Here is a 17,855-nt window from a genome sequence, read left to right as displayed (position 1 = left end):
ATTTTGTAACACGATGAAACTTGGCAACAGCGCCATAAAAAAACACCATCCAAAGAAAAACTGGATGCAGGAGCACGTCAATGACCACTACGTGCAGAAGGCCAATGCCGAGGGCTGGCGTTCGCGTGCCGTGTTCAAATTGTCCGAAATCGACACCAGGGACAAGTTGCTCAGGCCCGGCATGACCGTGGTCGATCTCGGCTCCGCGCCGGGCAGCTGGTGCCAGTACGCAGCGAAACGCATCCAGCCCGGCGGGCGGCTCATCGCGCTGGATATCCTGGAGATGGACCCGATACCCGGTGTCGAGTTCATTCAGGGCGATTTCCGCGATGACGCCGTGCTACGGGAACTGGAAGCACGCATCGCCGGTCGAGCCATAGACCTTGTTTTATCCGACATGGCCCCCAATATATCGGGTATCGCAATGGCCGATCAGGCGCGGGCGACACACTTGGCCGAATTGGCGCTGGACTTTGCCCGGGGGCACCTGAAACCCGGCGGCGATATGTTGATCAAAGTATTTCAGGGCAGCGGCTTCACCGAATTGCGCGAAGCGGTAAAGCGGGACTTCGAGGTCATTCACATGCGCAAGCCGGCAGCCTCGCGCGACCGTAGCCCGGAAGTGTTCTTGCTGGCGCGCAAAAAACGTCAGCGAACGGTTTAGGGTGATTTGCGGCGTGTTTGAATCAAGCCTAGAATGACCGACCATCCCGTAAATCGGGTAGAGAGGCACATAAGTTGAATAACTTGTTCAAGAATATTGCGATCTGGCTGGTCATCGGCATCGTGCTGATGACGGTGTTCAACCAGTTCAATTCGCGCCAGGCGGCGCAGGGATCGGTCGAGTACTCGCAGTTTCTCGACGAGGTCAAGCAGGGCCATATTGCCAAGGTCACCATTCAGGGGCGCCAGCTTGAGGCGGTGACCAACGACGGCAAGAAGATTACTTCGTATTCGCCGCCGGACTTGTGGATGGTGTCGGATTTGCTGAAGAACAACGTCAAGATCGTCGCCAAGCCGGAAGAGGAGCAGTCTTTCCTCACCAGCCTGTTCGTTTCCTGGTTCCCGATGCTGCTCCTGATCGGCGTCTGGATTTTCTTCATGCGCCAAATGCAGGGCGGCGGGCGCGGCGGTGCGTTCTCGTTCGGCAAGAGCAAGGCGCGATTGATGGACGAGAGTGCCAATGTCATTACTTTCGCCGATGTCGCCGGCTGCGACGAAGCCAAGGAGGAAGTCTCCGAACTGGTCGATTTCCTGCGCGATCCGACCAAGTTCCAGAAGCTCGGCGGGCGCATTCCGCGTGGCGTATTGATGGTCGGCTCGCCGGGCACCGGCAAGACGCTGCTGGCCAAGGCCATTGCGGGCGAGGCAAAAGTGCCGTTCTTCTCGATTTCCGGCTCCGACTTCGTCGAAATGTTTGTCGGCGTCGGCGCGGCGCGCGTGCGCGACATGTTCGAGAATGCCAAGAAGCAATCGCCCTGCATCGTCTTCATCGACGAAATCGATGCCGTGGGGCGTCAGCGCGGCGCCGGCCTCGGCGGCGGCAATGACGAACGCGAACAGACGCTGAATCAGCTGCTGGTCGAGATGGATGGTTTTGAAGGTACTTCGGGCGTCATCGTGGTTGCCGCCACCAACCGTCCCGATGTACTTGATCCTGCGCTGCTGCGTCCCGGCCGCTTCGACCGCCAGGTGGTGGTGCCTCTGCCCGATGTGCGCGGCCGCGAACAGATTCTTCTGGTGCATATGCGCAAGGTGCCCATCGCGCCCGACGTCAGGGCCGACATCATCGCACGCGGCTGTCCCGGCTTTGCCGGCGCCGATCTGGCAAACCTGGTCAATGAAGCGGCCCTGTTCGCCGCCCGTCAGAACAAGCGCCTGGTCGACATGGAAGATTTCGAACAGGCCAAGGACAAGATCATCATGGGCAGCGCGCGCAAGTCCGTGGTGATGCCGGAGGAAGAGCGGCGCAATACGGCCTATCACGAGTCCGGCCATGTGATGGTCGCCAAGTCGCTGACCAAGACCGACCCGGTGCATAAGGTCACCATCATTCCGCGCGGCCGCGCGCTCGGCGTCACCATGCAATTGCCCGAGGGCGACCGTTACAGCCAGGACAAGGAACGCCTGTTGCAGACCATCGCGGTACTGTTCGGCGGACGTATCGCCGAAGAGGTGTTCATGCACCAGATGACCACCGGCGCTTCCAACGACTTCGAGCGCGCCACCGGCATCGCGCGCAGCATGGTGACCCAATGGGGCATGAGCGATGCGTTGGGGCCGATGGTTTATGCCGAGAACGAGGGCGAAGTATTTCTCGGCCGTTCGGTGACCACGCACAAAAACGTGTCGGAAGCAACCATGCGGCAAGTTGATGCGGAGATCCGCCGCATCATCGATCAGCAATACGCGGTAGCGCGCAAGATCATCGAGGACAACCGCGAGAAGATCGAGATCATGGCGAGTGCATTGCTGGAATGGGAAACGCTCGATTCCGACCAGCTTGACGACATCATGGCCGGCAAGCCGCCGCGCCAGCCCAAGCCGAGTTCGGCGCCTCCCAAGGCGCCGGCGGATAGCGGCAGCACACCCGGCGCGGCGCCAAGCGCGACGGCGCCTGCTTGAGTTAACGCGTATACGGAAAAGGCCGCTCGGGAGCGGCCTTTTTTGTTACCTGCATTTCCTGCATGGTCTTGGCATGAAAGCTGGAAACAAGATCTATTTTGCCTTGATGCCGGATGCCATCGTTGTCATGCGAGTCAAAACCGGACTTCCAGACTTTTATGTCGCGACGCGTTATTTGGTTTTCGAGCTTGCTCCGAAGAAAAAACAAACTGCGACTATGACTACTACTGCCAACGGAACCAACAAATTGACACTCATGAATCACTCCCATAAAAGTTGTACGCGACAACGACTTTATACGAGTCCCTAGTCTTAAGTCAACAAAAATGGTGCGTTGCATTGGTGTTAATGTAATTTCTTTTTCAATATAAAACATATAGTTATAATTTTAAGTAAAATTTTTACAAACTTTTTTGATGCAGCGCAAACGAAAGCCTGTTCAAGTTGCGGTCATTGCTGCGACAACAATGGACAAGCTTGATAATCTGATCCGTGCCACCATGCCTTACGCCTTGGAAAACAATCCTGTCCCCGATCAAAAAAATGGGCTTCCCGACTCTGGATGATGATATGAACTTCGATACGGCAGATGACCTGCACCTGCATTGCGGCAGCCATGTGCTGAGCCTCCGTTATCCACTCGTCATGGGCATCATCAATCTAACCGATGATTCCTTTTCCGGTGACGGCTTGCACGGTAATGCGCGGCGTGCCATCGAGCAGGGGCTGAGAATGGTGGAAGAGGGGGCGCACATCCTCGACATCGGCGCTGAATCCTCGCGTCCCGGCGCGGCTCCGGTATCCGTCGCCCAGGAAGAGGCGCGCCTGTTGCCCGTGGTCGAAGGCTTGCTCGAGTGCGGCGTGCCCCTCTCGGTGGATACGACAAAGCCCGAAGTCATGCAGTCCGCCCTTGCGGTCGGCGCCGAGATGATCAACGACATCAACGCGCTACAGGCGCCCCGCGCGCTGGAACTGGTCGCCGCGAGCCGGGCCGCCGTCTGCCTGATGCACATGCAGGGCAATCCCGGCACCATGCAGCAGGCGCCGCAATATGTCGATGTTGTCAGCGAGGTTGCGGAGTTTCTGGCGCAACGCATCGCCGCGGCTGAAGCGGCAGGAATCGACCTGGAACGTATCGTGGTCGATCCCGGCTTCGGCTTTGGCAAGACGCTGGAACAGAATCTGGCACTGTTGCGCAGCCTGGATGAATTGTGCATGCCCGGTCTGCCGCTGATGGTCGGTTTGTCGCGCAAGTCGATGCTGGGCCTGCTCACCGGCCGTGCAGCCGGTGAGCGTGTGCATGCCAGCATCGCGGCTGCTATGCTCGCGGTCGCGCGCGGCGCCAACATCCTGCGTGTGCACGACGTGGCGGCGACGCGCGATGCGCTGGCTGTATGGAATGCTTTGAAGGAACCACAAAATGAGTCGTAAATATTTCGGTACCGATGGCGTGCGCGGCGAAGTGGGGCAGGCCCCCATTACGCCGGATTTCATCATGCGTCTCGGTTATGCCGCCGGCGCCACGCTGGTGGCGCGCGAACATCTGCCGGCCGGGGAGCATCCGGCGGTGCTGATCGGCAAGGACACGCGCATCTCCGGTTACATGCTGGAAGCCGCGCTGGAGGCCGGGTTTGCCGCGGCAGGCGTGGATGTCTGCCTGGTCGGGCCGATGCCGACTCCGGCCGTGGCCTATCTGACGCGGGCGCTACGTTTGCAGGCGGGCGTGGTCATCTCCGCCTCGCACAATCCTTACCAGGACAACGGTATAAAGTTTTTTTCCGCCCAGGGCGCCAAGCTGGCGGACGCGGTGGAACTTGAGATCGAAACGCGGCTGGAGCAGCCGATGATTTGCATGGAATCGGCACGGCTTGGCAAGGCGCGCCGCATTGACGATGCCGCCGGGCGCTATATCGAATTCTGCAAGAGTACCTTTCCTGGCGAACTGGATTTGCGCGGTCTGCGCATCGCGCTTGACTGCGCCCATGGCGCGACCTATCACATTGCGCCGAAGGTCTTTCATGAACTGGGCGCCGAAGTCATCTCCGTGGGTATTGCGCCGAACGGGCTCAACATCAACGAAGATGTCGGCGCTACGGCGCCGGATTCGTTGCGCCGTGCGGTGCTGGGGGCCAAGGCCGACATCGGCATCGCGCTCGACGGCGACGGCGACCGCCTGCTGATGGCCGATGCACAAGGCACCTTCTACGATGGCGATCAACTGCTTTATGTGATCGCGCGTCAACGCATGCAACACGGTACAGTGACGGGGATTGCCGGTACCCTGATGAGCAATCTCGGTTTCGAACATGCCCTGCAGCGGCTCGGGATTGCCTTTGCCCGTGCCAAGGTCGGCGACCGCTATGTGCTGGAACTGATGCAGGAGAAGGGTTGGTCGCTGGGTGGCGAGAACTCGGGCCATATCATCTGCCTCGACAAGCACAGCACCGGCGACGGCATCATCTCGGCGCTGCAAGTGCTGGCGGCCCTGCGTTCGCGTCAGGAGACCCTGGCGCAGGCCTGTGCCGAACTCACCATGTATCCGCAAAAGTTGGTTAACGTACGTTTCCCTTCATCGGCCTTCGACTGGAAAGCGAACCCTGCCATCCAGTCGGCTGTTGCTTCAGTTGAACGTGAATTGGACGGTCAGGGTCGCGTGTTGCTGCGCCCCTCGGGTACCGAACCGTTGCTGCGGGTCATGGTGGAAGGCCCCGACGCCCAGGCAGTCAACGCGTATGCGGAGACGATTGCAGTGGCCGTCCGTGATGCAGTAACTGCCTAGGATATGTTATTTAGATGATCGAATCCGAAACAAGACTGGAAGGCGCCCCGAACTTTCGCGATCTCGGCGGCTATCCCACAGTGGATGGACGGAAGGTTCGTCGTGGACGCGTCTTTCGTTCGGACGGCTTGCATGCCTTGAGCGAACGGGATTTCGATGATCTGTCGCGTCTCGGTCTGCGGCTGGTCTGCGACCTCAGAAGCGAATACGAGCGCAAGCGGAAACCTACCGTCTGGCCGCAGCGGTTCGTGCCAAAGACCCTGCTGATGGAGGTGAATGCCGACCCGCGCGTCAATCATGCGGGCCTGCTGGAGATGCTGCACCATGATTCTTCACCGCAGGGCGCCGCGGCGATGATGTCGAGTGTGTACCGCCTCGTGCCCGGAATGCTGGCGCAATATATCCCTTCGTTTTTCTCCGCCCTGGTAAGCAACGATCAGCTGCCGCTGGTATTCCATTGTTCCGCGGGCAAAGATCGCACCGGTATACTTTCCGCGATCATCCTGCTTGCGCTGGGAGTGCCGCGCGAAGTTGTGTTCGAGGATTACCTGAAAACGGTCCGCTATCAGAACCGGCTGAAATTATTGCTTCATGTGGATGAATTCCTGGAGCCGATCTATGCTCCCGCAAGACCGCCACAGGAGGTGGCGTCGATATTGATGGGAGTGGAAAGGCGATTCCTCGAAGAAGCTTTGGCGGTGATGGGGGAAAGGGATGGACGCATCGACGACTACTTGCTGAGTGCGGGCGTTACGCAGGAGCAGATCGAGCGGATGCGGAATCGCCTGCTGATCGAGTGATCTCTCTCTTTTTTCGCGGTAGCGCGTTCGCCACTTTGCGTGCAGTATCGGCGTATGACTGATTTGAAGCGGATATTCCATGCCGGCGGCGTGCTTGCCACGGCGATTCCCGGTTATCGCGAACGCCCGCAGCAGCAGGAAATGGCGGCGCATATCGCCGAGGCTATTGAGCACAACAAGGTTTTCGTCGCCGAGGCCGGCACCGGTACCGGCAAGACCTTCGCCTATCTGGTGCCGGCGCTGCTGTTGGGCGGCAAGATCATCGTCTCCACCGGCACCAAGACGCTGCAAGACCAATTGTTTCAGCGTGATCTGCCGATGGTGCGCGACGCGCTCAAATCGGGTGCCAGCATCGCATTGCTCAAGGGGCGGGCCAACTACGTCTGCCCTTACCATCTTGAACGTGCGCTGGCCGAGGGCAAGCTCAACAGCCGTACCGAGGCAGGTCACCTGCGCAGCATCGCCAAGTTTGCCAAGGTCACGAAAAGCGGCGACAAGGCCGAACTCTCGGCTGTCCCTGAAGAATCAGGCGCATGGGCGCTGGCGACCTCGACCCGAGACAATTGCCTCGGCCAGGAGTGCCCGTATGTAAAGGGTTGCTTCGTGTTGAATGCGCGACGCGAAGCGCTTGCCGCTGATATCGTGGTGGTCAATCACCACCTTTTCTTCGCCGATGTGATGCTGAAGGACGATGGTTTGGGCGAACTGCTGCCGGCATGCAATGCGGTGATCTTCGACGAGGCGCACCAGTTGCCGGAAACCGCGAGCCTGTTCTTCGGTGATGGCGTTGGTACAACGCAGTTGATCGAACTTGCCCGCGATGCGCGCGTTGAGGCCATCGCCGCGGCGAAAGACTATCCGCCGTTGCAGGAAGCGGCAAGGGTATTGGATAAGGCGGCGCGCGACCTGCGTCTCGCTATCCGCAGCGACAGTGCGCGCCTGACGTTCAGCCAGGTCGAGAAGGATGACGATTTTCAGCACTCGCTTGCAGCGGGCGAAGCTGCGTTGGCCGATCTGGGCCGCCACCTCGACACGCAGGCGGCGCGCAGCGAGGGATTGCAAAACTGCCTGCGCCGCAGCCAGGAATTCAGCATCAAGTTGAAGCGCTGGCGCGTTGGCGACAAGGCGGCGAAGCTTGACGAAGAAATCTGCGTGCGCTGGGTCGAGACCTTTGCCCATTCGCTGTCGCTCAACATGACGCCGCTCTCGGTGGCCGACATTTTCAAGCGCCAAATGGACGGGCATCCGCGCGCCTGGATCTTCACTTCAGCCACGCTCGCCGTCGGCCCCGACTTCAGCCATTACTGCGGCGCGCTGGGTCTTGATGAAGCCGGCACCGGTCTTTGGGGCAGCCCCTTCGACTATGCGCGGAATGCGCTGCTGTACTGCCCGCCCGATATGCCGGAACCGAACACGCCTGGGTACAGCGATGCCGTCGTTGCCGCCGCGTGGCCCGCGATCCGTGCCTCGAATGGCCGCGCATTCGTGCTGTGTACCTCGCTGCGCGCCATGCGCTACATCCATTCCACATTGGCGGAACGCATCCACTCCGATGCTCTTGACATGCCGCTGCTGTTGCAGGGCGATGGTTCGCGTAGCGAACTGCTGCGCCGCTTCCGCCAGCTCGGCAACGCCGTGCTGGTGGCGAGCCAGAGCTTCTGGGAAGGTGTCGATGTGCGCGGCGAGGCGCTCTCGCTGGTGGTGATCGACAAGCTGCCTTTTGCGCCGCCGGACGATCCCGTGCTGGCGGCGCGCATCGAACATCTGCGCCGCGCCGGGAAGAATCCTTTCTTCGACTACCAGTTGCCGCGCGCGGTGATCAACATGAAGCAGGGCGCCGGCCGCCTGATTCGCGACGAGCGCGACCGTGGCGTGCTGATGGTGTGCGATCCGCGCCTGGTGGAGAAGTCCTACGGGCGGCGCATCTGGCAATCACTGCCGCCGATGCGGCGTACGCGCGACATCACCGACGTCGAGCAGTTTTTCGCCGCTGAAGGGCTGGGGCTGACCGCATGAATACAGTCGAACGTGCCCGCGAATTGAACGCAACGCCGCTATCGGGTTGCCTCGACCGCGAGTGGATACGGCCGCTGCTGGCTGATCGTGAATTGATCTTCTCCGACACGCGGATATTCGTGGCACGGGAACACGTCGCACGCATGACGGCGTTTGTGGCGACGATGGAACGTATCGGCGCGCTGCCCCGTTGGCAAGAGGCCGTATTGAACGATGCAGGCGAGACGGCTCGACATCCGACGTCCGCCAGCGGTGTGTTCTTCGGCTACGATTTTCATATCAGTGCCGATGGGCCGAAGCTCATCGAAATCAACACCAATGCCGGCGGCGGGCCGCTCAATGTGAAATTGCTCAAGGCGCAGCGCGGTGATTGCAGCGGTCTCGCCGAGGCGCTGGAGGTCGAAAAGGGCATTGTCGCGATGTTCAGCAGCGAATGGACGGCAACGGGTCATGGTGGCGTGCCGGGACTGATTGCGGTCGTCGACGATGGCCCCGCCGAGCAATATCTGAACCCCGATTTCGAGATCTGCCGCCTGCTGCTCGAACGGCATGGCATGCCCGTGGTCATCTGCGATGCTGCCGATCTGCGATTCGTCGGCGGCGAACTGCAATGCCAGGGACGACGTGTCGATCTGGTATACAACCGGCTCACCGATTTTTCTCTCGATGCGCCCGAACATGCAGTGTTGCGTGAAGCATGGCTTTCCGATGCCGCGGTGATTACGCCAAACCCGCGCAACTATGCTCTGTATGCCGACAAGCGCCATCTGGTCTTGCTGAGCGATGACGCATGGCTGGCCTCGATTGGCGTTGACGAAGATGAGCGCGCCCTCATACACAGCATCGTGCCACACACCGAACCAGTGACTGCCGCGAACGCCGACGCCATTCACTCCCAGCGCAAGCATCTGTTCTTCAAACCGGCAACGGGCTTTGGTTCCAAGGCCACCTACCGCGGCCATAATGTGACGACGCGCGTGTTCGGCGAAATTGTCGCGGCCGGCAACTATGTCGCGCAAACGCTGGTGCCGCCGCCAACCCGTGCGGTCATGGTGGAGGGCAACAAGATCGAACTAAAATTTGATTTGCGCTGTTATGCTTATCGCGGTATGGTTTTACTGACGACTGCACGACTATGGCAGGGGCAGACGACCAATTTTCGTACGCCGGGAGGCGGGTTTACACCAGTGGTAACAGTGATATGAAAATTTTCGGTTTTTGTGGTTATTCCGGCTCCGGCAAGACGACCCTGATCGAGGGTCTGATTCCGCTTTTCGTGCAGCAGGGCCTCAAGATATCACTCATCAAGCATACACATCATGGTTTTGATATGGATCGACCGGGCAAGGACTCATGGCGCCACCGCGAGGCCGGTGCGCAAGAGGTGATGTTGTTGAGCGACCGGCGCTGGGTACTGTTGCACGAGCGGCAGGAGGCTACGGAACCAACACCCATGCTGGACGACATGCTGCGGCATCTCTCGCCTTGCGATCTGGTGATCCTCGAAGGCTTCAAGAGCGCGCGCTGGGACAAGATCGAAGTGCATCGCGTCGCCAACGGCAAACCAACGGTGTGGCAGGAAACTCCCGCCGTAGTTGCGGTGGCGAGGGATCAAGCAATAGACTGTCCGCTGCCGCAACTTGATATCAACGACCATGCCGCCATCGCGGCTTTCGTGCTGAAACACACGGGATTAATGTGATTTACAAAAGCAAAAGCAGCCACAGAGTTCACAGAGGACATGACCGAAGGAAATCCCCGTGGGACAGAGAAAATCGTCACAGTTTTTCCTCTGTGGTCTCTGTGAACTCTGTGGCTAAAATGTTTTTAAGAGAATGAACCCGAAGACTCTGAGTTTTGAAGATGCCTTGTCGCGCTTGCTCGCCGCGGCAGTGCCGGTCGCAGGAATCGAAAAGCTGCCCACGCTCGAGGCAGGCGGCCGCGTGTTGGCTACGACGCAGCGTTCATTGATCGACGTGCCGCCCCATGACAACAGCGCGATGGATGGCTATGCCGTACGCGTTGCCGACGTGACGGCGCAAGGTTGCGCGTTGCCTGTCACACAGCGCATCGCCGCCGGCAGCGTTGGTACCTCGCTGGTTGCGGGTACTGCCGCGCGCATTTTTACCGGCGCGCCGGTTCCGGCCGGCGCCGATGCAGTGGTGATCCAGGAAAGCTGTGCGACCGAAGGTGACCGCGTCGTCATCAACGAAATCCCGGATGCCGGCGACAACATTCGCCGCCGTGGCGAGGATGTCGCAGTTGGCAGCGAAATACTGCCTGCCGGAATCAGGTTGACGCCGCAGGCGCTGGGCCTCGCTGCTTCCGTGGGCATTGCCGAACTGGAAGTCTTCCGTCGTTTGCGCGTGGCGATATTCTCCACCGGCGACGAGTTGATAATGCCCGGCGATCCCCAGCGACCGGGGGCGATCTACAACTCCAACCGCTTCATGCTGCGCGGTCTGATTCAGGGCCTGGGTTGCGAATTGCTTGATCTTGGCATCGTATCCGACGAGTTGGCCCAAACGCGCGAGACATTAAGACGAGCGGCCGCGGGTGCGGATTTGATCGTGACGACTGGCGGCGTTTCGGTCGGGGAGGAAGACCACGTCAAGGCGGCCGTGCAAGCCGAAGGCGAACTGAACTTGTGGAAAATCGCCATTAAGCCCGGCAGGCCGCTGGCGTTCGGCCACATAACCAACAGCAGCGGCGGAACAACGCCCTTCATCGGCCTGCCCGGCAACCCGGTAGCGAGTTTCATCACTTTCCTCGTGCTGGCGCGTCCCTTCCTGCTCAAACGCCAGGGAGTATTGGCGCAAAACGCGCGCGGCATCATGCTGGCGGCGGACTTCGAATGGAAGCCTGCCGATGCACGACGCGAATTCGTTCGTGCACGTATTGGTGACGATAGCCGCGTGCAGCTTTATCCGCATCAGGGCTCGGGGGTGTTGACCTCGACGATATGGGCCGATGGCCTGGTCGATCTGGCGCCGGACAAAACGGTCGCGCGCGGAGATGATGTACGCTATTTGCCCTTCTCTGAATTATTGAACTGACATGGTACGGATACTGTTTTTTGCCCACTTGCGCGAGACCCTTGGTTCTGGCGAATCATTGCCTTACTCACCTGAGATCGCCACGATCGCCGCATTGCGCGGTCAGTTGGCCCAACGCGGCGGAGCTTGGCAAACGCTTGAAACGACGCGCAACCTGCGCGCCGCCGTGAATCAAACCATGGCCGGCCTCGATGCCGCCGTGAAAGACGGCGACGAGGTGGCTTTCTTTCCGCCGGTCACTGGAGGATGAGGCGATGAGCGTCTCGATTTCAGTGCAGGCGGAAGACTTCGATGCCGGCCGCGAGATCAACGCGCTGACCGCCGATGTCGGCGTCGCGGGCGCAGTGGCGAGCTTCGTCGGCCTGGTCAGGGACGAAAACAAATCACTTGCGGCGATGACGCTCGAACATTATCCCGGCATGACGGAAAAGGCGATCGGGGAGATTGTCGCCACGGCGATGCAACGCTGGTCGCTGTTGGGCGTGCGCGTGATCCATCGCATCGGCCATCTGCTGCCCGGCGACCGCATTGTGCTGGTTGTCGTGTCGTCGGAGCATCGTGGCGAAGCCTTCGCCGCCTGCGAGTTCATCATGGACTATCTGAAGACGCAGGCGCCATTCTGGAAGAAGGAAGAAACACCGGATGGCGGACGCTGGGTCGATGCGCGCGCGAGCGACGACGAAGCGGCCAGTCGTTGGTAGGCGGCATGCGCAAAACACAATATGCCATATGGCAATGACCCGGTTATTTGGGGTATCTGTAATGTATGCTTGATTTTTTATTCTGTGATGCAGAATGCTTTTGGACTAATATGCCAGGATCGCGGTCCGGCCGGAAGTGGTTACTGACGGAGTTTCCCGAAAGCCGCCAGTCGGACGATTAGCGACGCACTCACGAGGAAAAGGTGCGATGCTCATTCGGCCTTAAGCGTTTCCTTCATTGCCTGATGTAGCGTACAGATACAGGTGACTGTTACCTACAACTTCATGCGACATCAAAGGGATACGCCCGGATTCCTCACCATGACCATATCAGTTGGTCGTCCTCAGGATTTGGCGACAAGGGCAATGGCGCACCAAATCCCATGCAGTTCCGCATGCGAATAAAATCTCCCAAACAATACATGACTACACGTTTCAGCTTATCCGCGACACTGTTCTTCGAGGCTCTATACAGTATTTACGTCTTGAATCGTAGTGCCTGTGGATATCTCAAGCAGATGCAGTCTAAGAATCTCGATCTCAGGGGGACATTTATCGGGACAGCGATAAATATCTTCATGCGGTCATCATGAGTTCAGCGGATTTGTTCGTAGAGAGGTTGCCGGCATTCCTGATCGTGCCACTTCTCAAATGTTCCGGTTGATCGCCTGTAAATTGATCGAGGCCTTGCAAAGCCACCAGCAGACGTGCGTGGGAATTGAAATAATCCACATCGTCATCCCCGAAAGTTCCGATGAATGGGTCGCAATCCAACATCAACTTGCGTATGAAATTACTGTGCAGTTTGCGCGTGCCGTCAGTTAAGGGTTTGACCCAGAAGCCGGCGGCATTCTCGTAACTGCCTACAAATATCCAACCTCTGCCCTTGGGCGGCGTCAGGTCAGGCATGAATCCACCGCCTTGATCGCGCCGGGTACGAAACGCGACTTCAAAACCCATACTCAGAGCATGCGCTTGTAGCGTATCCCATGACATGGCATCTCCTTCCTAAAGTATACGGTGGCCGTCCAAGATATTGCCTGGTCGAGGTAGGCAATGTACCCAGAGATGCTGCGCAAATGAATACGCGTGAACACGTATCGACTTGCTTTTTAGTCAACGCGGCGCCTTCGGAAAAACCGGAGCGAAATAACTGCCGGAATAAGCCGGAAAGTCTCTCGGAAAGAGGGTTCCAACCAATTGAGGTCAGGTTGGTTACAGCAGCATCAGGCGCGTGGCGCTACGGAACTGCGTCAAGAATTGAAACCGCTGGCTTTCACGATGCGGGAAAGATCGAATAAGTTAACTGCGCCGGTTTTCTCCATAATCCGCGACCGGTGAATCTCTACGGTGCGATAGCTGATATTCAAGTGGCGCGCGATTTCCTTGCTGGTCAATGCTTTTATCGCCAGAGCCATAACCTGCCGTTCGCGCTTGGTCAGATCGCTGAGACGCGCCGTGGCCATCTGAATCAGATTGGATTGCTCGCACATCCTGTCGCTTTCGCGCAGCGCTTCCCGAACGCTCCCCAGAATATCTTCAGCAGGGGTAGTCTTGGTCAGAAAGTTGACTGCGCCCGCCAACATTGCGCGTTTGCAAAGCGGAATGTCGCCTTGGCTGGTCAAAAAGATGAGCGGCAGCAATATGCCGCGTCGCGATAGTTCGCCCTGCAACTGCAGGCCATCCATTCCGGGCATTCGGTAATCGACGATCACACAACTGCGTGGGGTCGACCGGCACACCGCCAGAAACGTCTCCGCACTATCGAAGGTCTCGACTGCAAAATTCTCCGCTTCGAGGAGGAACCCCAGAAAATCCCGCGCGACGGGATCGTCGTCGACCACAAAGACCGTCTTCTTGCCGGTCATGTGGCGAACACCAAGGCAACGTGAAATGTTGCGCCGGAGCCCGTCTCGGGAACAATGCCGGCTTGCGTGGCCCTCACGACCCCGCGGGTTTCGTCGATCAGGGCGCGCTGTCCGCGCCGGGTAACGGACCTTGTCGTCAATAAATCAAATGGGCGATATGCGGCCAAGACAGGTCTCCTGGTTGTGAATCCATTGACGTAATGCAACGATGTCGAATACATAGCCATGCTGAAACAGGCTGCTAACAGCGCTTCCGGTAGCTTGATTCTCAAAAAAGTCCTGCCCGACTTTGCCATGGACGATTCTGCTCATGGTATCGGCAGTGTTCTGACCGCATTCGCCAGGCTGGTAAACTCAGCCTCGCATATTGCCGCAAGGAGCGTGATGCGGGATTCATCCGCGCCATCGAGCAGTCCCTGCGCGACGGCGCCCGCCAGATCGGAGATACGCCGGGCACCAAGCATTCCGGTAACCCCTGTGAAGCTGTGAGCAACCTCATGTGCAGCTTGGTACTCGCCGCTCTTCAGCAGTTCGCATATCCGGCTGATGTCCTGACTGTGAAGCTTCACGAAGCGATTCAGTAGCCCACTATAGGTGGCCGGCTTTAATACTGACAATACCTGCTGCGCATCGAGCCCTGGAATCGCTGTCAAGGCGCGTTGCAATTCGCTGTCGCCGATCGACGTAGCATCGCTCGGTGTGGTCACTCCCGGTGCGGCCGGTCCCGGCATCCATTGGCCGAGTGCGGCGGCAAGCGTGGCCGGCGACAACGGCTTGCTGAGGTGGCCGTTCATGCCGGCATCGAGGCAGCGCTTGCGATCCTCGGCGAAGACGTTGGCTGTCATGGCGATGATGGGAGTATCCCGGTACCCTGGCAGTGCGCGAATGGCGCGCGTGGCCTCCAACCCGCCCATCTTGGGCATCTGCATGTCCATCAGGATGATATCGTAGCTATGCGTCCGCGCGCACTCGACCGCATCGGCGCCGTCCATCGCCACATCTGCCTCACAGGCAAGGTCTTCGAGCATCTCCAGGATGATTTCCTGGCTTAGCGGATTGTCCTCGGCGAACAGCACTCGAAGACCCCTGAAGTCGGTTATCGATTCCGCCGGCGTTTCTTCGGTTAGGCTCGTTGTGGAGCGCGGCAGGACCAACTCGAAGCTGAAGGTGCTGCCCATTCCCAGCTGGCTATCACACCGGATCGTGCCACCCATTAGCGACACCATGTGCTGGCTGATGGTCAAGCCCAGTCCCGTACCGCCGTATTCGCGCGTGAATGAGCTGTCGATCTGGGTAAACGGCTGAAAAAGTCGTAGCTGATCCTCCGGCGCAATCCCGATGCCGCTGTCCTCGACGGTAAAACGCAGGGTGACGTTATCAGCATTCTCCGCCAGGCAGCCGATGCACAGGTTAACCGCACCCGTGTCGGTGAACTTGACGGCGTTGGCGCACAGATTGATAAGCACCTTGGCCAAGCGTATTGGATCGCCATGCAGTAGCATGTCGCGCAATTGTGGCGCGACCTCCACGGTCAGCGCCAATCCCTTCTCCTGCACCCGTCCTTCGATAATGCGCACTACCTTGTTGACCATTGTGCCGAGGCTGAAGTCGCTGTGGTCAATTGTGAGCCGCTGGGCCTCGATCTTGGACAGATCGAGGACGTCGTTGATGATGGACAGCAAATGATCGGAAGTGGCGCAGAGATTATCCAGTCGCCTTTGTTGTACGGGATCGGTAAGGTCACGGCGCAGCAGGTGGCCGAGGCCGATGATGACATGCAGTGGCGTGCGAATCTCATGGCTCATGTTGGCGAGAAAGACGGACTTGGCGGCATTTGCAGCTTCGGCGGTTTCAGCGTGCAGCCGCTCGGACTCCAGCGAGCGGATGCGCTGCATCGCTATCGCGACGTGGTCGGCCACCAAATTCATCAGCACCAGTTCGTCTTCGGCAAAGCCCGCTCTAGTCCGCGACCCGAATGAGAGCGTTCCAATGACCTGCCCCCGGTTCAGGAGCGGGTAGCAAGCGTAAGCGTGGATGCCCAAAGATCGAACCAGGTCGGTCCGGGAATCTGGTGTGGTCTGAATATCCACCGCTACCATCCGACGGCCGTCTTGTGCCACGCAGCCGCATACCGCGACGCCATAGTCAAGCCAGGCGATCTCGCGTGCTGTCTCATCCGGTATGCCGGCGCAGGCATTAAGGTGTAGCCGGTGCTGCTGTTCGTCTACAAGGAAATTAAAGAATACCTGGCAATCGAGATGTTCCATAACCTTCTGGCAGAGCGACTCGACGATCTTCTGCGGCTCATCGCTGGCAAGCAACTGGCTTGTGACTTCTGCCAGCAGCGCAGACCGCTCTACCTGCCTCTGTCGCTCTTCCTCGGCCCGTCGGCGTATAAGAACTTCGATACGCAACGCCTTGTTGGTCTCGGCTAACTCGGCCGTCCGCTGCTGGACGCGATCATCCAATTCCATACTTAGCGCAACCAGCCCTCGGTTGGTCGCCGTCAGTTCGTCTTGAAGTGCCTGTATGGTCGCCTGGGCCTTGGCCAGCTGCTCCGGAAAGTTCGAGCTATTCATGGGATCGCATTTCTGACCACAATTACTGTGGCGTCGTCCTCCGCCTTTGCCTTGGCCTGCAGCAGTTCCCGAGCCATGGCTTCGGCTGGTTTGTTTGCCCAGCCTGGGAAATCCTGCCAGCCCCAGTGCGCGGAGATGCCGTCGGAGTGCAGTACGAGCACTTGATCGGGGCACCAGGAATGTTCCGTCACCACGGCTTTGGGCGCATTAAGCCCGATGACGCCGCGCCGGACGACGAAATGAAACGGCTCGGAACGAGGGAACACCCGCATCAGGATGTTGCCCACTGCAGCAAATGTCAGCCGGCCATGGCCCCAGTCGAAACGCGCCAGGGCCATCACCACGCCACGGGTAGCGCGACAGGCACGGCCCGTGCCACGAAAGATTTGGTCAAGCGGCAGATCGAAATGAGTCTCCACATACTGATAGGCAGTCTGGGCGGCGCGGTGAGCAAACTGTCCGTGGCCAAGACCGTCAATGACACCCACCAGTGCGCTTTCGGCCCACTGATGGACGACGAAGGCGTCGCCGTTGGCTTGACCAAAGGTGCGCGGCCGCGTTGCCACGCCAAAGCCCAAGGGGCAAGGCCTCACGCTGGGCTGGTATTCGCGGCGCCATTTGCGGCATACGATATCCGTGCCACCGCCGTGCTGGGAGTCAATATCGAGCTCGTCCATTAGGCGATTGATAGCTCCCAAACCTGTGCCGCGGCTGCCCTCCGCGGTGGAAAACCGGTCACCAAGAGCCAGCTCCACGTTGGCAATGCCCCGGCCCGTATCTCGCGACCGAATCTCCAGGCCAACGCGGCCGTTCTCGGCCAGCGGCGTCAGGGTGAGGCTCCCGCCTCCAGCATGTTTGATGAGATTGGTGGCCAGTTCCGTCATCGCCAGCGCGATATCGTCGCAGGCTTGCGGCACGAAGCCCAGGGCAGCAGCGAGCGTTTGTGCTGCCCGGCGCGCCTCTCCTACGCTGCTCTCGTAGCGAATATCCACCGTTTGCGGTGGCGACATCTCCGCTACTACTGAAGCCATTTTCGAACCCGGATCGTGGTTCCCTCGCCCACACGGGACTGAATGTCTATATCGTCCATCAATCTCCTGGCGCCGGGCAATCCCAAGCCGAGTCCCTTGGCCGTGCTGAAGCCCGCTTCCAATGCCTTCTCGACATCGGGGATGCCTGGCCCCTCATCTTCGAAGCTCAGTTCGAGGCCGACCCGGTCGCCCTCGCTCAGCGACCACCAGCGCATTACGCCGGTGCCGGCATAATGGTAAATGTTCCGGCTTAGTTCTGATGCAGCGGTGACGATGCGCGTTACATCGGTAATACCGAAACCCAAGTCGGTGGCTGCGCTGCGAACCAGCCTGCGCGCCATCACGATGTCGCCTTCAGACGCGATCCGCAAATCTCCCTGGTTCGTATGCCCCATTTGCG

Annotated in this window: 18 protein-coding genes; 12 read left to right on the top strand and 6 right to left on the bottom strand. The window is 59.2% G+C overall.

The genetic code is table 11. The annotated features are described in order from the left end of the window. The first annotated feature begins 34 nt into the window (after window positions 1–34). The 12 genes from K5E80_RS05095 to moaE all read left to right on the top strand — a co-directional run bounded on the left by K5E80_RS05095 (window position 35) and on the right by moaE (window position 11,977). Entirely contained in the window at window positions 35–664 is a 630-nt protein-coding gene (locus K5E80_RS05095; RefSeq protein WP_425514551.1) for an RlmE family RNA methyltransferase, read from the top strand. Window positions 665–738: 74 nt separating this feature from the next. Next, the gene (gene ftsH / locus K5E80_RS05090) at window positions 739–2,625 is read left to right on the top strand and encodes an ATP-dependent zinc metalloprotease FtsH (RefSeq protein WP_220635142.1); all 1,887 of its coding nucleotides are present in this window, start codon (window positions 739–741) and stop codon (window positions 2,623–2,625) included. Between the two features lie 413 nt (window positions 2,626–3,038). Further along, window positions 3,039–3,191 (top strand): hypothetical protein, encoded by a 153-nt coding sequence (locus tag K5E80_RS05085; protein WP_220635141.1) that lies wholly within the window; start codon window positions 3,039–3,041, stop codon window positions 3,189–3,191. A 4-nt stretch (window positions 3,192–3,195) separates the two neighbouring features. Next, window positions 3,196–4,056: a dihydropteroate synthase gene (gene folP / locus K5E80_RS05080; RefSeq protein WP_220635140.1), complete on the top strand. Its 861-nt coding sequence runs from the start codon at window positions 3,196–3,198 to the stop codon at window positions 4,054–4,056. Then, the gene (glmM, locus tag K5E80_RS05075; protein ID WP_220635139.1) at window positions 4,046–5,404 is read left to right on the top strand and encodes a phosphoglucosamine mutase; all 1,359 of its coding nucleotides are present in this window, start codon (window positions 4,046–4,048) and stop codon (window positions 5,402–5,404) included. The genes folP and glmM overlap by 11 nt, the downstream gene beginning before the upstream one ends. Window positions 5,405–5,418: 14 nt before the next feature. Further along, window positions 5,419–6,204, top strand: coding sequence for a tyrosine-protein phosphatase (locus K5E80_RS05070; protein ID WP_220635138.1), 786 nt, complete (start codon window positions 5,419–5,421; stop codon window positions 6,202–6,204). 54 nt (window positions 6,205–6,258) lie between these two features. Further along, window positions 6,259–8,220: a DNA repair helicase YoaA gene (gene yoaA, locus K5E80_RS05065; RefSeq protein WP_220635137.1), complete on the top strand. Its 1,962-nt coding sequence runs from the start codon at window positions 6,259–6,261 to the stop codon at window positions 8,218–8,220. After that, a complete protein-coding gene (locus K5E80_RS05060) occupies window positions 8,217–9,425 on the top strand; it encodes a hypothetical protein (protein WP_220635136.1) in 1,209 nt (402 codons plus the stop codon). The genes yoaA and K5E80_RS05060 overlap by 4 nt, the downstream gene beginning before the upstream one ends. Continuing rightward, a complete protein-coding gene (mobB, locus tag K5E80_RS05055; RefSeq protein WP_220635135.1) occupies window positions 9,422–9,922 on the top strand; it encodes a molybdopterin-guanine dinucleotide biosynthesis protein B in 501 nt (166 codons plus the stop codon). The genes K5E80_RS05060 and mobB overlap by 4 nt, the downstream gene beginning before the upstream one ends. A gap of 133 nt (window positions 9,923–10,055) precedes the next feature. Continuing rightward, a complete protein-coding gene (locus K5E80_RS05050; protein WP_220635134.1) occupies window positions 10,056–11,276 on the top strand; it encodes a molybdopterin molybdotransferase MoeA in 1,221 nt (406 codons plus the stop codon). 1 nt (window position 11,277) lies between these two features. After that, the gene (gene moaD / locus K5E80_RS05045; protein ID WP_220635133.1) at window positions 11,278–11,526 is read left to right on the top strand and encodes a molybdopterin converting factor subunit 1; all 249 of its coding nucleotides are present in this window, start codon (window positions 11,278–11,280) and stop codon (window positions 11,524–11,526) included. 4 nt (window positions 11,527–11,530) lie between these two features. Continuing rightward, on the top strand, window positions 11,531–11,977 hold the full coding sequence (gene moaE / locus K5E80_RS05040; RefSeq protein ID WP_220635132.1) for a molybdopterin synthase catalytic subunit MoaE: 447 nt from the start codon (window positions 11,531–11,533) through the stop codon (window positions 11,975–11,977). A 576-nt stretch (window positions 11,978–12,553) separates the two neighbouring features. On the opposite strand, the gene K5E80_RS05035 is transcribed toward moaE, so the two are convergent. From K5E80_RS05035 to K5E80_RS05010, 6 genes are all read right to left on the bottom strand, one after another. Next, window positions 12,554–12,973 (bottom strand): hypothetical protein, encoded by a 420-nt coding sequence (locus tag K5E80_RS05035; RefSeq protein WP_220635131.1) that lies wholly within the window; start codon window positions 12,971–12,973, stop codon window positions 12,554–12,556. Between the two features lie 257 nt (window positions 12,974–13,230). Continuing rightward, window positions 13,231–13,845, bottom strand: a complete 615-nt coding sequence (locus K5E80_RS16920; RefSeq protein ID WP_220635130.1) for a response regulator transcription factor — start codon at window positions 13,843–13,845, stop codon at window positions 13,231–13,233. Continuing rightward, the gene (locus K5E80_RS05025; protein ID WP_220635129.1) at window positions 13,842–14,012 is read right to left on the bottom strand and encodes a hypothetical protein; all 171 of its coding nucleotides are present in this window, start codon (window positions 14,010–14,012) and stop codon (window positions 13,842–13,844) included. The genes K5E80_RS16920 and K5E80_RS05025 overlap by 4 nt, the downstream gene beginning before the upstream one ends. Window positions 14,013–14,153: 141 nt before the next feature. After that, window positions 14,154–16,424 carry a hybrid sensor histidine kinase/response regulator gene (locus K5E80_RS05020; protein WP_220635128.1) on the bottom strand — a complete coding sequence of 757 codons (2,271 nt, stop codon included), beginning with the start codon at window positions 16,422–16,424 and terminating at the stop codon, window positions 14,154–14,156. Then, window positions 16,421–17,455, bottom strand: coding sequence for an ATP-binding SpoIIE family protein phosphatase (locus tag K5E80_RS05015; protein WP_220635127.1), 1,035 nt, complete (start codon window positions 17,453–17,455; stop codon window positions 16,421–16,423). Before K5E80_RS05015 ends, K5E80_RS05020 begins: the two co-directional genes overlap by 4 nt. Next, window positions 17,443–17,850, bottom strand: a complete 408-nt coding sequence (locus K5E80_RS05010) for an anti-sigma regulatory factor (RefSeq protein ID WP_220635126.1) — start codon at window positions 17,848–17,850, stop codon at window positions 17,443–17,445. The genes K5E80_RS05015 and K5E80_RS05010 overlap by 13 nt, the downstream gene beginning before the upstream one ends. Between the last annotated feature and the right edge of the window lie 5 nt (window positions 17,851–17,855).

It is taken from the genome of Georgfuchsia toluolica, assembly GCF_907163265.1.
Taxonomy (GTDB): domain Bacteria; phylum Pseudomonadota; class Gammaproteobacteria; order Burkholderiales; family Rhodocyclaceae; genus Georgfuchsia; species Georgfuchsia toluolica.
This window is presented reverse-complemented; position numbering and strand designations above follow the sequence as displayed.

Bases quoted from the DNA above. Each gene is read 5' to 3' on its own strand.
- mobB (WP_220635135.1), top strand. From the start codon at position 9,422: ATGAAAATTTTCGGTTTTTGTGGTTATTCCGGCTCCGGCAAGACGACC.
- moaE (WP_220635132.1), top strand. From the start codon at position 11,531: ATGAGCGTCTCGATTTCAGTGCAGGCGGAAGACTTCGATGCCGGCCGC.
- K5E80_RS05015 (WP_220635127.1), bottom strand. From the start codon at position 17,455: ATGGCTTCAGTAGTAGCGGAGATGTCGCCACCGCAAACGGTGGATATT.
- folP (WP_220635140.1), top strand. From the start codon at position 3,196: ATGAACTTCGATACGGCAGATGACCTGCACCTGCATTGCGGCAGCCAT.
- K5E80_RS05035 (WP_220635131.1), bottom strand. From the start codon at position 12,973: ATGTCATGGGATACGCTACAAGCGCATGCTCTGAGTATGGGTTTTGAA.
- glmM (WP_220635139.1), top strand. From the start codon at position 4,046: ATGAGTCGTAAATATTTCGGTACCGATGGCGTGCGCGGCGAAGTGGGG.
- K5E80_RS16920 (WP_220635130.1), bottom strand. From the start codon at position 13,845: ATGACCGGCAAGAAGACGGTCTTTGTGGTCGACGACGATCCCGTCGCG.
- K5E80_RS05010 (WP_220635126.1), bottom strand. From the start codon at position 17,850: ATGGGGCATACGAACCAGGGAGATTTGCGGATCGCGTCTGAAGGCGAC.
- K5E80_RS05070 (WP_220635138.1), top strand. From the start codon at position 5,419: ATGATCGAATCCGAAACAAGACTGGAAGGCGCCCCGAACTTTCGCGAT.
- K5E80_RS05060 (WP_220635136.1), top strand. From the start codon at position 8,217: ATGAATACAGTCGAACGTGCCCGCGAATTGAACGCAACGCCGCTATCG.
- K5E80_RS05020 (WP_220635128.1), bottom strand. From the start codon at position 16,424: ATGAATAGCTCGAACTTTCCGGAGCAGCTGGCCAAGGCCCAGGCGACC.
- K5E80_RS05050 (WP_220635134.1), top strand. From the start codon at position 10,056: ATGAACCCGAAGACTCTGAGTTTTGAAGATGCCTTGTCGCGCTTGCTC.
- moaD (WP_220635133.1), top strand. From the start codon at position 11,278: ATGGTACGGATACTGTTTTTTGCCCACTTGCGCGAGACCCTTGGTTCT.
- yoaA (WP_220635137.1), top strand. From the start codon at position 6,259: ATGACTGATTTGAAGCGGATATTCCATGCCGGCGGCGTGCTTGCCACG.